This is a genomic window from Halomonas denitrificans, from assembly GCF_003056305.1.
Taxonomy (GTDB): Bacteria; Pseudomonadota; Gammaproteobacteria; order Pseudomonadales; family Halomonadaceae; genus Halomonas; species Halomonas denitrificans.
In genome coordinates this window covers 18,617-32,229 of sequence record NZ_PYVX01000001.1, presented here as the reverse complement: position 1 = coordinate 32,229, position 13,613 = coordinate 18,617, and the positions used below count along the sequence as shown (strand labels likewise).

Sequence of the window (13,613 nt, the reverse complement as noted above, 5' to 3'; positions counted from 1 at the left end):
CGGGGCTCGTCACTCGGCTCGCCGCCCCCGACCGTTCGGCAGCGCCCCGGCGAGCTGCTAGCATGAAGCCGTTCGCCCCCGCCACGCCCCGCCAAGGAGCCGCCATGACCCCCGCCCAGCGCCTGGAGATCGCCGTCGATATCGCCCACGAGGCCGGCCAGATGATCGTCGCCGCCCGCGAGGGTCAGGCCTTCGGCCAGCGCTACAAGCACGGCCACGAGCTGGTCACCGATGCCGACGTCGAGGTGGACACGCACATCGGCGAGCGCCTCCAGGCCCACTTCGCCGACGAGGCGCGCCTCAGCGAGGAGCTGGCCCCCGATCGCGAGGCGCTCTCCAAGCGCCAGGCGCTGTGGGTGGTGGACCCCATCGACGGCACGGTCAACTTCGCCCACGGCCTGCGTCACGTGGCGGTCTCCATCGCCTGGTCCAGTGCGGACCGCACGCGCCTCGGCGTCGTGCACGCCCCCTTCCTCGGCGAGACCTTCACCGCCCTGGACGGCCAGGGCGCCTGGTGCAACGGCGAGCCGATCCGCGCCGGCCACACCGACCGCCTGAGCCGCTGCCTGGTCGGTACCGGCTTTCCCTACCGTCGCGACAGCCGCCCGCCGCTGATGCGTCGCCTCACCGCGGTGCTCGGCCACTGCCAGGACATCCGGCGCAACGGCTCGGCCGCCCTCGACCTGTGCGACGTGGCCTGCGGCCGGCTGGACGCCTACTACGAGAGCGTCTCGCCCTGGGACTGCGCCGCGGGCTGGCTGATCGCCCGCGAGGCCGGCGCCCGTACCGGGCATCTCTACCCCGTCCCGCCGGGCATCCCGGAGGGGCTCTACGGCGAGAACCTGCTGGTCACCACCCCCGAGCTCCACGACGCCCTGGGCGACCTGCTGCGCCGCGCCGACGCCGGCGAGATCGACCTCTGACCCGACCCACGCCACGCGTCATGGACGCGATAGCGCGCCGCCATCGCCGCCCAAGGCGGCGACTATTGGCGAAAGGCCACGCGCTCCTTCACAATATGGCTCCTCCTATCCCATCATCCATTGCCACGCACCCCGCCGTGCCAGGAGCCGCTTCATGTTCGTCGTCATCTTCGGCCGTCCCGCCTGCCCCTTCTGCGTCCGCGCCAAGTCGCTGGCCGAGCGGCTCGAGAGCGCCGGCGCCATCGAAGGCCACCGCTACGTCGACATCCAGGTCGAGGGCATCACCAAGGCCGACCTGGAGAAGACCATCGGACAGCCGGTGCACACCGTGCCGCAGATCTTCGTCGACCAGACCCACGTCGGCGGCTTCACCGAGTTCGATCAGTTCGTGCGCGACAACGCCCTGCTGGCTACTGAAAAAGCCTGATTTGTAAGGATTTTCCCAAGTCCTTACCTTCAACTTTAGCAGCAATCGAAAGGGGGTTCTATCAGCCCCCTTCTTCTCGTGCCTGTAAAAAACCCTACTTGATCACATTCCGATGCACTGCCTAACTATTCTGGATTTTGTACGTCCTTCTGTACCACCTACCCAGATCACAAAAAGTGACGCCAGAAAGCGACGTATCCACCCCCTGGCAAACGGAATGCCTCAACAGCCTCAAAACTTGTCAGGCCACCCTTGATCTGGATTTTTCAAGCACCCCCCATCGATACGGATACGGGTCTGGATAAGCAGACGAGCAGATTTTGAGCTTTTGGGATAGTAAGAAAAGACAGCTCATGCATAGGGTTTAACTATGCAATCGCATACTCTTTATAGAATTTTTATATGATTTTGAAATTTTCACCTTTAGAGCTTGCCAGTCACGCACACAACCACGAGTCACAGCTTTAGCCCTTCAAGGCACGCTGAACGGTTGAGACACCACAGCCAGCAAGGTCAGCCGTCTTCCGAATACTAAAGCCCTTCTCTCGCAGTTCTCGAATCTTCTGGTGCAAAGCCTGATCAACAGGGCGGCCTTGGTAGACTCCCTGAGCCTTAGCCCTCGCGATACCTTCAGCCTGTCTCCTACGGCGGTCGTCATAGTCTTTACGAGCTACAGCGGCCAACATATCCAGCAACATGGCGTTTACCGCATCCAGCATCCGACCAGTGAAGTCATCGCTGGCGCTTACTGTCATGGCTGTGTGACTGGTAGGTAGATCGAGGGACACCACACGAATCCCCGCACTCTGAATGGCGACCTTAAGCTTGTCCCAGTCGCTCTTGGTTAGTCGTGTCAGGCGGTCTACCTGCTCGATCAGGAGAATGTCTCCGGCCTGTGCATCATCAATCAGGCGTGCAAGCTCTGTACGATCAGCCTTGGTGCCACTGGCGTTCTCGATATACCAGGAGGCCACCTTCGCCCCCTTGTCCTTGGCAAAGGCTTCAAGTGCCTCACGGGCACGACTGGCGTTCTGGTCTTCGGTGGATGCTCGAAGATACGCACGAATGAAAGTCATTCCGACACACTCCCTGTGATTCGTATTCATTAGGATGTGGTCATTATTAGCGTGGTCGTTTGTGTCATTTTCAGAAGACGACTGCACCAGGTGACGGGGCGCAACGCCAGGTGTGAAGGCGGCTCCTGACAGCCCGGTATCAGCAGTCGCCTTCACCAACCTCGACTATGCTCAGTACTCCTATGCACCACAGGCGGGTCGGGGCATGGCATCAGACACCTCACCGATTGCCGAGCACGGCGTGGCCACTCTATCCGATGAAGCCTGGACACAGGCCCGGCACCGAACGGCCATCATCGGACCACTGGCAGCGCTTGAGGTAGTCGGGCATGAGGCCGCCGACGCTGCCGCTCAAGCGCTGGGCCTGTCCCGGCGGCAGGTGTATGTCCTGATCCGCCGCGCCCGGCAAGGTAGTGGCCTCGTGACGGACCTGGCTCCCGGCCGATCCGGCGGTGGCAAGGGCAAGGGGCGGCTGCCGGAGTCGATCGAACGCATCATCCGTGAACTGCTGCACAAGCGCTTCCTGACCAAGCAGAAGCGCAGCCTAGCGGCGTTCCACCGGGACGTCGCGCAGGCGTGTAAAGCGCAGAAGCTAAGGGTGCCAGCGCGGAACACCGTGGCTCGGCGGATCGCCGACCTCGATCCGCTCAAGACTACTCGCCGCCGTGAAGGCCGGGAGGCGTCCCGCGACCTGCAAGGTGTCGGTGGCGTACCTCCCGCCGTAACCTCGCCGCTGGAGCAGGTGCAGATCGACCACACAGTCATCGACCTGATCGTGGTGGATGAGCGCGACCGGCAACCGATTGGCAGGCCTCACCTGACCATCGCCATCGACGTGTTCACCCGCTGCGTGCTCGGCATGGTAGCCACGCTGGAAGCACCGTCCGCCGTCTCGGTTGGCCTGTGCCTCGCGCACGTCGCCTGCGACAAGCGCCCCTGGCTGGAGGGGATGGACGTGGAGATGGACTGGCCGATGAGCGGTAAGCCCAAGCAGCTTTATCTGGACAACGCGGCCGAGTTCAAGAGCGAGGCCCTGCGCCGTGGCTGCGAGCAGCATGGCATCCAGTTAAACTACCGCCCGCCCAGGCAGCCGCACTACGGCGGGATCGTGGAACGCATCATCGGCACGGCGATGCAGATGATCCATGACGAGCTGCCAGGGACGACCTTCTCCAACCCCGGCCAGCGCGGGGAGTACGACGCCGAGAACAAGGCCGTCCTGACACTGCGCGAGCTGGAGCGCTGGCTTGCGTTGGCGGTCGGTACCTATCATGGCTCGGTGCACAACAGCCTGCTCCAACCGCCGGCCGCGTGCTGGACCGAGGCGGTGACACGTGTCGGCATGCCGGTCGTCGTCACTCGCTCTACAGCGTTTCTGGTCGATTTCCTGCCGGTGATCCGCCGCACGCTGACGCGGACCGGCTTCGTCATTGACCACATCCACTACTATGCCGATGCGCTCAAGCCGTGGATTGCCCGGCGCGACCGCTTGCCCGTATTCCTGATCCGGCGCGACCCGCGCGACATCAGCCGCATCTGGGTATTGGAGCCGGAAGGCCAACACTACCTGGAGATCCCCTACCGCACCCTGTCCCATCCAGCCGTCACGCTCTGGGAGCAACGCCAGGCGTTGGCGCGGCTGCGTCAGTTGGGACGCGAACAGGTCGATGAATCGGCCCTGTTCCGCATGATCGAGCAGATGCGCGACATCGTGACCACTGCACAGAAGGCTACGCGCAAGGCGCGGCGCGATGCGGATCGACGCCAGCACCTCAAGGCGTCGGCTCCGCCTGGCAAGCCCATTCCGCCGGACACGGACAGGGCGGACTTGCAGACGGAGAGCCAGCCGCCGGCCAAACCGTTCGACCAGGTTGAGGAGTGGTAGCCGTGGACGAGTATCCCATTATCGACTTCTCCCACCTGCTGCCGGCGGCACAGGGATTGGCTCGACTGCCAGCGGACGAACGCATCCAGCGCATTCGCGCCGACCGCTGGATCGGCTATCCGCGCGCAGTGGAAGCACTGAATCGGCTGGAAACCCTGTATGCGTGGCCGAACAAACAGCGCATGCCCAACCTGCTGCTGGTCGGTCCAACCAACAACGGCAAGTCGATGATCATCGAGAAATTCCGGCGCGCACATCCAGCCAGCACCGATGCTGATCAGGAGCACATGCCGGTGCTGGTCGTGCAGATGCCGTCCGAGCCGTCAGTGATCCGCTTTTATGTGGCGCTGCTTGCCGCGATGGGCGCGCCATTGCGCCCACGCTCCCGGCTGCCAGAAATGGAGCAACTGGCGTTGGCGTTGCTGCGCAAGGTCGGTGTGCGCCTGCTGGTCATCGACGAGCTACACAACGTCCTGGCCGGCAACAGCGTGAACCGGCGGGAATTCCTCAACCTGCTGCGTTTCCTCGGCAACGAGCTGCGTATCCCGCTGGTCGGGGTCGGCACGCGCGACGCCTATCTGGCCATCCGCTCTGACGACCAGTTGGAGAACCGGTTCGAGCCCATGATGCTGCCGTTGTGGGAGGCCGACGACGCTTGCTGCTCATTGCTGGCCAGCTTCGCCGCGTCGCTCCCGCTGCGGCGGCACTCACCGATTGCCACGCCGGACATGGCGCGCTATCTGCTCACCCGCTGTGAGGGCACCATCGGCGAACTGGCGCACCTGCTGATGGCGGCAGCGGTCGCCGCCGTGGAGAGCGGCGAGGAGGCCATCAGCCATCGCACGCTCAGCATGGCCGATTACACAGGCCCCGGTGAGCGGCGACGCCAGTTCGAGCGGGAACTGATGTGAAGCCCGTACCACGCTGGCCGCTGCATCCGGCCCCCGTGGAGGGAGAGGCCCTATCGTCATGGCTCCACCGTGTCGCGGCGTGCTACCAGATGGACGCGCGCGACCTGCTGGCACACGATCTCGGCCACGGCCAGGTCGATGACCTGGACACCGCACCGCCGCTGTCGCTGCTGACGGTGCTCTCCCAGCGCAGCGGCATCGAGTTGGACCGGCTGCGCTGCATGACCATCGTCGGCTGGGTACCGTGGCTGCTGGACAGCCTCGACGACCAGATTCCGACTGCCCTGGAAACCTATGCGTTCCAGTGCTCGGTGCTGCTACCGAGACACAAGCGTAAAATCAGAACAGTCGCACGTTGGCGGGCCTGGCTACCCCGTCAGCCGGTTGACCGAGCCTGCCCGATCTGCCTGAACGATCCGGCGGATCAAGCCATATTGCTCGCCTGGAAGCTGCCCTTGATGCTGAGCTGCCCGCAGCATGGCTGCTGGCTGGAGTCCTATTGGGGAGTACCTGGGCGGTTTCTCAGGTGGGAGAACACCGACCCTTCACCTCGCGCAGCCAGCGAAGCGATTACGGCGATGGACCGGCGCACCTGGCAGGCGATGACAACGGGCTACGTTGAGCTGCCGCGCCGACGCATCCACGCCGGCCTCTGGTTTCGGATGCTACGCACGCTGCTCGATGAGCTGAACACCCCGCTCTCGACGTGCGGAACCTACGCGGGATATATCCGCCATGTCTGGGAAGGCTGCGGGTATCCGGTGCGCGCTGGACAAAGTCTATGGCGACCGTATGAAACCCTGGACCCGGCAGTGCGGTTACAGATGCTGGAAGCGGCGGCAACGGCAATCCACTTGAACGAGTCGAGGGTGATAAGCCCACCTGGGGAGCATGCAAAGTTATTTTGGTCGGAGCCGCAAACCGGGTTCACCAACGGCCTGCCCGTGAAGGAGCGGAAGCAGGAGCCCATCGACTACGGGCAGGAGGTGGTCAAGGTTATCACCGAAGCCGTCGCCGAAGCCCGGCACAATCCCGAGACAGCCCGCTCACTGTTCGCGCTGGCAGCCTATGGGAAGCGAGACCCAGAGTCTCTGGAGCGTCTGCGCGACGAGTTTGCCAAGGAGGGTATTCCGCCGGAATTCTTGTCACATTATGAGCCCGATGGACCCTTTACATGTCGTAAAATAAGTGACTGGTTAAGTGACGAATTTTGACGGTCAACGCTTTCTGGCACAGACTGTCACATAATCGATCGTTTATGTGACAGGAAGCATATGCTCATTGGCTACATGCGGGTGTCGAAAGCCGACGGGTCCCAGGCCACCCATCTCCAACGCGATGCGCTGATTGAGGCGGGGGTCGATCCGGCGCATATCTATGAAGACCAGGCCTCCGGCAAGCGGGAAGACCGCCCAGGGCTAGCGAACTGCCTCAAGGCCCTTCGGTCAGAAGACACGCTGGTGGTATGGAAGCTGGATCGACTCGGGCGCGACCTGCGCCATCTGATCAATACCGTGCATGAGCTCACCGGCCGCGGTGTGGGCCTGAAGGTCTTGACGGGGCATGGGGCAGCCATCGACACGACAACCGCTGCGGGAAAGCTGGTGTTCGGGATCTTTGCCGCTTTATCGGAATTCGAGCGTGAACTGATTTCCGAGCGGACGCAGGCTGGCTTGGCGTCAGCGCGCGCGCGCGGGCGGCATGGCGGTCGTCCTTTCAAGATGACCCCGGCCAAGTTGCGCCTCGCATGCGCGGCCATGGGAAAACCGGAAACCAAGGTGCGAGATCTTTGTGCTGAACTCGGGATTACGCGGCAGACGCTATACCGGTTCGTCGGACCGAAAGGTGAATTGCGAGCCGATGGTGAAAAATTGCTTGCCCGTCACAAGCGAGGAAACTGAGGCGTGTGGGGCAGAGAGTTTCGCGCCCGAGGAGGTAGTAGACCTAGATGACTGGTCAAGTTATCCAAAACTTACCGCGCCCGTTCAAATCGATTCGAAAGGAAAACCGTCGGGGGTGATACGGCCCCCGAATGCCGCCTTCCATCAGTGGTGCCACGAAGACGGCGGTGAGGGGAGCATCGTACAGGTCGATGGCGTTACGCGATGTATTGCTCCGTGGTTATTACCGTGCCGTAAGCGAATGCCAAGGCTGCCATCATGGCGGCGTGGACCTGAGATGCTGGCACTGCCATGCCATCGAATTCAAGATCTTGCGTGGCGCAAGCATCGTGGACGATCGTCGTCTTATAGCCGAAGTCCGAAGCCGCACGGCTGGTCGCATCGATGCACATATGGCTCATGGCGCCGATGACCACGACTTCTTCGATATCGTGTCGATCCAGTAGCTCCTTCAGGCCGGTCTCAAGAAATGAGTTGGGAAAATGCTTCAATAGCACCGTTTCCGAGTCAAGAGGAGCGACAATGGGATGGATCGCCACTCCTTGCGTACCGGGAGTGAAGAAGGGAATATCCGAATCGGCGGACTCATGTCGAACATAGACGACGAGGTCCTTTGCCGATCGAGCCTGCTCGATGACCTTGGCTGCATTCTTTGCTGCCGTTTCAATACCTTCCAGCGGTAGCTTGCCTGTGGAAAAATATTCGTTTTGGATATCGACGACAATGATTGCGCGGTTACTCATGTGACCAATCCTCTTTCGGTGGTGTTTACCAGACGCCTTGGTGCCATTCGCCTTCCGTGCCAGAGTATTTATGCTCTGGCCAGGACTGCGGTGAGCGGGCGAGAACGCCTCCAGTGCGCTGATAGGGAGAAACGGGCCGCCATGAAGGTGGCGGCCCTTGGGATCAGAAGGAGATGACCTCGCCGTCAGCCGGGATCACGACATGATCCTCGATGCCCTCTTCCTGCACATAGTCGGCCAGTTCGTCACGGCTTAGCGTCATGTGGTTCACGGCGTCCATATGCACCGCGATGATGGTGGCATTCGGGGCCGCCTGATGGGTACGCAACGTATCTTCCTGGCCCATGATGATGGGGTCACCTTCGAAACCGGTCATCTCGGCGGCGCCGGTATTCAGCACGATCACCTCGGGGTTGTAGCGCTCCAGTGCCCGTTCGACTTCGTCGCGCCAGACGGTATCGCCGACCACATAGGTGGTCTTCTGTCCCGGCGCCTCGAAGACCACGCCCATGACATCGCCGAGTGCTTGTGCCAGGTCGGGGATGGCATAGAGGGTATCGGAGCCGTGCTGACCACCCGTCTTGTGGAGCTGCACCCCGCCGAACTCGGCGTCACCATCGAGGATGCGCACATCGCTGAAGCCCTGGGAGCGAATCAGCTCGGCATCGGCGGCATTCTGGGCGAACAGGGGAATTTCCTTCGGCAGCAGCTCCTGCGCGGCGGCGTCCCAGTGGTCGAGGTGGGTGTGGGTGACGATCACAGCGTCCGCGTCGTCAATCACCTCCTCTGCCGGCATTGGCAGCCCAACCAGCGGATTGCGCAACTCGCTGCGGTAGGTGTCCTCGAAGCCCGGATAGGCGCCCTGCTCGGCCAGCATTGGGTCGATCAGGAAGGTGGTATCCCCATAGGTGATCTTCACCGTGGCATTGCGGATCTGCTGCACTTGCTGCGTTGTCTCCTGAGACATCGAGTCCGCGGAGGCAATGCCGGCGATGAGGGTCGTGGTCAGGGCCAGGGAACTGGCGAGGGTCTTGATCAGCATCTGGATGCTCCTCCATTACGTTGCTGGGGTGATGGCAAGCAGTCTAGAGGGACCCGGCTGAGCTAGAAATTGGCCTAAAAGACAATAATCGAAACTTTCGGGCCAGCGTGATATGGTCAAGCAATACGAACCTCAGGAGTCGCGCCTTGTCGCTGCCCAGCGTCGGATTGATCCTTCACCCGAATATCAGTCCCTTCCATTTCTCGGTGCCCTATACGGTGTTCGGGATGGCCCTGCCCGATCGCCCACTGTTCGATCTGTCCATAGTGGCGCCGGAGGGAAGGCCGCTGGAAACCGAGCGGGCGATGACGGTACGGCCCGACGGCGGCCTGGAACTGCTGGACAGGGTGGATATCGCGGTGGTGCCTGGCTGGCATGACCTGAATGAAGCACCGCCTCCAGAGTTGGCCGAAGCGCTCGTCCGCTGTCATGAGCGGGGCGCCCATGTGGTGGGGCTCTGTTACGGGACCTATGCCCTGGCTTACGCCGGGCTGCTGGACGGCAGACGGGCGTCGACTCACTGGATGGCCGAACAAGACTTCAGTGGCCGCTTTCCCAGAGTCAAACTGGACACCAATGCGCTCTACGTGGAGGAGGATCGTCTGGTAACGTCGGCCGGTACCGCTGCCGGCCTGGATTGTTGCTTATTCCTGGTACGCGAATATTACGGCGCGCAGGTTGCCAACAAGGTGGCCCGTGTCATGGTGGTCCCACCGCATCGAGAGGGTGGGCAGGCGCAGTTCATTGAGCAGCCGGTTGCCACCTCCACCCAGGACGCCCATATCAACCGCCTGCTCGACTACCTGCGAGAACACCTGGCGGAATCACACACCATCGACGAGCTCGCTGCCCGGACCGCCATGAGCCGGCGTACCTTCACGCGCCATTTCCACAAGGCCACTGGCATGACGGTGGTGGCGTGGCTGGTGAGCGAGCGGTTACGGCGTGGACGCGAGCTGTTGGAAACCACGTCCTTGTCGGTAGAAGCGATCGCGGAAAGGATCGGTTTCCATACGGCCACGTCGTTCCGGCAGCATTTCAGGCAGCGCCATCAGGTTAGCCCTCGCGACTGGCGCAAGACCTTCGGCGAAACCGCCTAACTATCGTCGGGCCTACCTTTCCCTCCTCCGCCGTTGACCCGTATTCATGGTTTCACCGGTTCAACCGATAGAAGCCACCAGCGAACCCATCGCGTCTCGGGAGCAAGCGCTTGGCTTAGGCAACAGGGTAATGCAACCGACTCCTGACACTCCGTGCGGTCGCCTTCTGAAAATGACAGTTTGGGTTGTCAAACACATATTATGAACACGAATACGACCTCCTCTGCCCTGTGCCCACTCAGGTATACCTAACCAGCACGCTCTAATCTCTTGACATCGATAGCCGTCTCACTGTTCATTCAACCCATCTCAGGCCGCTAGCGGACCTTCGTAATCTCAAGCTGGTGGGACTAGACCCTAGCTACTACCTGCGCTGTAAAAAGCTGACATCTCATGTCGTCAATGTCCTACATCGGCGGATAAATGCATTGTCCTACGCTTTTTCAGGGTGCTGCCGGAAGATTCACGGCTCTCAGTCGTCTTGTAGCTCGCGGCGTCCATGCTTTCAGGGATCGCTTATGCCAAGGATGGCTAATCTAAAATATTGAGTAATGAATGTTCAGCTAAGCTGGGTGGCTGGCTAGAGACAAGAATAAAAACTGACGAGCTTTGTCGGCAATCTCTTACAGCGAATGTGGCTTTTTGTTACTACACTTAACGCTGCAGTCTTGCTGGTAGATCTCCATTCGCAGAGATAAGCCCAGTGTTTCGACGTAGGAGCAAATATGCAAAAAATACTATTGATTTTAGTTCTCATCGCCTTCACTACCTCTGCTTTTGGTCATAGCGGGGGGTGCCGGAAGGACAGTCCACAAGGTCAGTGCTGCCACGCTGGTTCTCAGCCGTATCACTGTCATTGATAGCTAGTAGGTGACACCCATTTTCTATAAGAGTTGCTGGGCATCGCTGTCTGGCAACTCAATAATTAGTAAAATTAGTCTCAAGAAGGCTGGATAAAGCTTTCATCTTATAGCATCTGTCTGACCTCCTCCACATAATCGGTTCTACCACAATGTGAGATTTCCGCTACGTTTACCCTGATAGCAGGAGATCTTGCGATGAAGCGTAGCCCTCATACTGAAGAACAGATCATCACCACCTTCACGTTCCATGAACGTGGTGTGTCGGTGGTCAAGCGAGGCCCGGCGTGTAAAAGTTCCGGCATACTCAAATCAACTACAGTTGTTATTTTGATGCAATAGTGCTACTGGGCGCCTTGATCAAACTATGTAGGCTCAGAGCTGAAGAACAATGAGGACGGATCCTTATGCGCAGTAAGGTCTTTTCAAGATGTCTGGCGTTTACTTTAGTTGTATTAGCTGGACAAGCCATTGGCCAAGATAACTCTATCAAAGTCTACCCGCCGGATGACTTGTACACTAAGGTAACAGGTAATCCTAGGCTTGGAACGCTATTCATCACTGGCGAAATCACCACAGACCTGGCCGGAGAGATCGCAAAGATTGTGGAGGATTTGAGACTTGACGGTGGCAGCGTAGTCCTGAACTCTCCTGGCGGAAACCTGCTGGCAGGCATTGAGCTTGGACAAGTTATCCGAAGTAGTGGGCTTTCCACTAACGTAGGTCGGGATGGTGGTAGTCCAGTAGATAAGTTGCCTGGGCAATGCTTTAGCTCTTGTGTGATGGCCTATGTAGGAGGCCTTTTCCGCACGCTAGAGGAGGGCTCTAAGCTTGGTGTGCATCGCTTTTCTTCCGAGGTGAAGAGCGATTCCGATCTGGATGTGGCGCAAATTTTGTCGGCAGCTATCACCAACCACCTGACGGCTATGGGGGTTTCATCTGAACTTTTCGAGCGCATGGTTATGGCCAGCAAGGACGAGATATACGTTCTTGGACGCGAAGAGAGTCAGAGCCTGAACTTGGTTACAGGTGGTAGCATGATCCCAGAGTGGTCGATGGAAATTGTAGAAGGAGGATATTATCTGCGCGGCTCCCAGGATTCTTGGTGGGGTGAAGGGCGCAACATGCTTTTATGCGTAGATGATAACATATTACTGACAACGATGTACCAGGCTGGCGCGAATGCTTCCACAATACTTGAGAGTACAGTTAAACACTCGCTCCGAGTTGACGGTGAGTTCATCGATTTAGGCAACCCTCTGAAATGGGAGGTCGCTGGTGGGAGTTACGTGACCGGACTATTTCGTCTGGATGCATACCTGAAGATGCGAATCCAGTCGTCCGAAAGCTTCGGTCATGCAGCGCATCCTCATAATCCTGAAATTTTCTGGGGATACACAGTAGAAACCAAAGGTGGTAAACAGATGATACGGGATTTCATGAGCAACTGTCGCTGACAATACAGAGAGCAATCAGGTTTGGTTGGAACCGTAGAGGAGTTATTGAGTGGCACTTAAAACGGCACCTATGAATATCAAGACCACGCCGACAGTGGCAAGTTCAGTACCGTTAACGTGAATATCTGAAAATGTTTGCTTTACTTCATCCGAGGCTTTTTCAGCAGCATCGGTAAAATTTTTGATCGCACTCTCAAATTTCTCATGGTCTTCTTTGACCATGCCCATTATTACTTCTTGATTTTCTGACAATTTTTTTATGTCTTCTTTCAAAGTAAGAAGTGATGGTTCATCAACATTGTGCACAACGGTTTGACGAAGTTGAGCAATAGTTCCCCCTTCAACAAGAACACTTTCCATAACATCAACGCTTGCCCTCTTTTTCTCCTCTTTTAATGGAAGCAGAGCTTTTAATTCCTTAAGCCGGTTCCCCATAGCAGCGTCCAGACCCTCTGCACCAAAATACTTCCTTGTCTGGTGGATGGAGCTTAGGGTAATGAGTACGCCCCATAACTCCAAAAAAAGGCCAGCCAAGTTAGCATCAAGAGCTATAAGTATCCCTAGAGATAAACATAAAGCAGCAATCAAATGCCCAATCGGATTTTTAATTATATCTCGGACCAATTCCATAATCACGGCCAAATATATTTTCCCATTGTTACTTCGCTATTGTCGTTTTGAACTTCCCCACGCCACGACTGCACAAGTTATAATGTAGCCATCCTTGGCAAAACTTTCCCTCAAGATCACGGATGCCGCGAGCTACAAGACGACCAAAGGTCGAGAAACTTCCGACAGCATCGGCTTGAAGCTTAGGCCAACGCGAGTATCTATCTATGTAGGAGATTGACGACAGATCATGTCAGCTTTTCATGACCCAGGTAACGGTACGGGCCTTGTTGCATCAGCTTGAGTCCCTGACCGCGCGACAGCGGCCAAGGGATTATGAGATTTGCCCGGAGCAGCACAGAGCTGCTCACAGCCTGTTAAATCAGCACCTTAGGGCATCCAAAATCGCCATTCTGACAGGTTCTGGCAAGCTTCTGTAGACAAGGTGTAGACACCGACTGGCCTTTTCCCGCCCTTCTGCTAAGTTATATTAGTCGAAAGGAATTCAATTGGTGATCAAGGATGATCAAGTCAGCCCTTCTGCTTCTCGTCGCGAGCATGCTGCCCGCTCTCGCCAATGCCCAGGTCTACAAATGCGAGATCGGCGATGACACGCTATACCAGCAACAGCCATGCCCTGGTGCTGAGGTCCCCATCACTGGCGGTTCCATCACCACCT

At 58.5% G+C, this 13,613-nt stretch carries 12 protein-coding genes; 8 read left to right on the top strand and 4 right to left on the bottom strand.

Translation table 11 applies throughout. The features are described from left to right. Positions 1-104 precede the first annotated feature (104 nt). Both C9F13_RS00135 and C9F13_RS00130 read left to right on the top strand, forming a co-directional pair. Positions 105-923 (top strand): inositol monophosphatase family protein, encoded by an 819-nt coding sequence (locus tag C9F13_RS00135; RefSeq protein WP_108444223.1) that lies wholly within the window; start codon positions 105-107, stop codon positions 921-923. Between the two features lie 154 nt (positions 924-1,077). Next, positions 1,078-1,350: a GrxA family glutaredoxin gene (locus C9F13_RS00130; protein ID WP_108444222.1), complete on the top strand. Its 273-nt coding sequence runs from the start codon at positions 1,078-1,080 to the stop codon at positions 1,348-1,350. 464 nt (positions 1,351-1,814) lie between these two features. Here the strand turns inward: C9F13_RS00130 and C9F13_RS00125 are convergent, their stop codons facing one another. Continuing rightward, positions 1,815-2,426 carry a recombinase family protein gene (locus C9F13_RS00125; RefSeq protein ID WP_108444221.1) on the bottom strand — a complete coding sequence of 204 codons (612 nt, stop codon included), beginning with the start codon at positions 2,424-2,426 and terminating at the stop codon, positions 1,815-1,817. Positions 2,427-2,631: 205 nt separating this feature from the next. Here C9F13_RS00125 and C9F13_RS00115 point away from each other — a divergent pair, with 205 nt between their 5' ends. From C9F13_RS00115 to C9F13_RS00100, 4 genes are read left to right on the top strand one after another with little or no spacing between them, the layout of a single operon-like run. After that, entirely contained in the window at positions 2,632-4,311 is a 1,680-nt protein-coding gene (locus C9F13_RS00115) for a Mu transposase C-terminal domain-containing protein (protein ID WP_108444220.1), read from the top strand. Positions 4,312-4,313: 2 nt separating this feature from the next. Continuing rightward, entirely contained in the window at positions 4,314-5,222 is a 909-nt protein-coding gene (locus tag C9F13_RS00110) for a TniB family NTP-binding protein (protein ID WP_108444219.1), read from the top strand. Then, on the top strand, positions 5,219-6,436 hold the full coding sequence (locus tag C9F13_RS00105; RefSeq protein ID WP_108444218.1) for a TniQ family protein: 1,218 nt from the start codon (positions 5,219-5,221) through the stop codon (positions 6,434-6,436). Before C9F13_RS00110 ends, C9F13_RS00105 begins: the two co-directional genes overlap by 4 nt. Positions 6,437-6,496: 60 nt before the next feature. Further along, entirely contained in the window at positions 6,497-7,123 is a 627-nt protein-coding gene (locus tag C9F13_RS00100) for a recombinase family protein (RefSeq protein WP_108444217.1), read from the top strand. A 197-nt stretch (positions 7,124-7,320) separates the two neighbouring features. Here C9F13_RS00100 and C9F13_RS00095 read toward each other — a convergent pair whose 3' ends face one another. Further along, a complete protein-coding gene (locus C9F13_RS00095) occupies positions 7,321-7,866 on the bottom strand; it encodes a cysteine hydrolase family protein (protein WP_108444216.1) in 546 nt (181 codons plus the stop codon). 163 nt (positions 7,867-8,029) lie between these two features. Continuing rightward, entirely contained in the window at positions 8,030-8,908 is an 879-nt protein-coding gene (locus C9F13_RS00090; RefSeq protein WP_108444215.1) for an MBL fold metallo-hydrolase, read from the bottom strand. A gap of 146 nt (positions 8,909-9,054) precedes the next feature. Here C9F13_RS00090 and C9F13_RS00085 point away from each other — a divergent pair, with 146 nt between their 5' ends. Both C9F13_RS00085 and C9F13_RS17340 read left to right on the top strand, forming a co-directional pair. Then, positions 9,055-10,008 carry a GlxA family transcriptional regulator gene (locus C9F13_RS00085; RefSeq protein ID WP_108444214.1) on the top strand — a complete coding sequence of 318 codons (954 nt, stop codon included), beginning with the start codon at positions 9,055-9,057 and terminating at the stop codon, positions 10,006-10,008. 1,267 nt (positions 10,009-11,275) lie between these two features. Next, positions 11,276-12,325: a COG3904 family protein gene (locus C9F13_RS17340; RefSeq protein ID WP_157955123.1), complete on the top strand. Its 1,050-nt coding sequence runs from the start codon at positions 11,276-11,278 to the stop codon at positions 12,323-12,325. 42 nt (positions 12,326-12,367) lie between these two features. Here C9F13_RS17340 and C9F13_RS17335 read toward each other — a convergent pair whose 3' ends face one another. Further along, the gene (locus C9F13_RS17335) at positions 12,368-12,967 is read right to left on the bottom strand and encodes a hypothetical protein (RefSeq protein ID WP_157955122.1); all 600 of its coding nucleotides are present in this window, start codon (positions 12,965-12,967) and stop codon (positions 12,368-12,370) included. Positions 12,968-13,613 lie beyond the last annotated feature (646 nt).

Bases quoted from the DNA above. Each gene is read 5' to 3' on its own strand.
- C9F13_RS17340 (WP_157955123.1), top strand. From the start codon at position 11,276: ATGCGCAGTAAGGTCTTTTCAAGATGTCTGGCGTTTACTTTAGTTGTA.
- C9F13_RS00135 (WP_108444223.1), top strand. From the start codon at position 105: ATGACCCCCGCCCAGCGCCTGGAGATCGCCGTCGATATCGCCCACGAG.
- C9F13_RS00130 (WP_108444222.1), top strand. From the start codon at position 1,078: ATGTTCGTCGTCATCTTCGGCCGTCCCGCCTGCCCCTTCTGCGTCCGC.
- C9F13_RS00125 (WP_108444221.1), bottom strand. From the start codon at position 2,426: ATGACTTTCATTCGTGCGTATCTTCGAGCATCCACCGAAGACCAGAAC.
- C9F13_RS00115 (WP_108444220.1), top strand. From the start codon at position 2,632: ATGGCATCAGACACCTCACCGATTGCCGAGCACGGCGTGGCCACTCTA.
- C9F13_RS00100 (WP_108444217.1), top strand. From the start codon at position 6,497: ATGCTCATTGGCTACATGCGGGTGTCGAAAGCCGACGGGTCCCAGGCC.
- C9F13_RS00095 (WP_108444216.1), bottom strand. From the start codon at position 7,866: ATGAGTAACCGCGCAATCATTGTCGTCGATATCCAAAACGAATATTTT.
- C9F13_RS00090 (WP_108444215.1), bottom strand. From the start codon at position 8,908: ATGCTGATCAAGACCCTCGCCAGTTCCCTGGCCCTGACCACGACCCTC.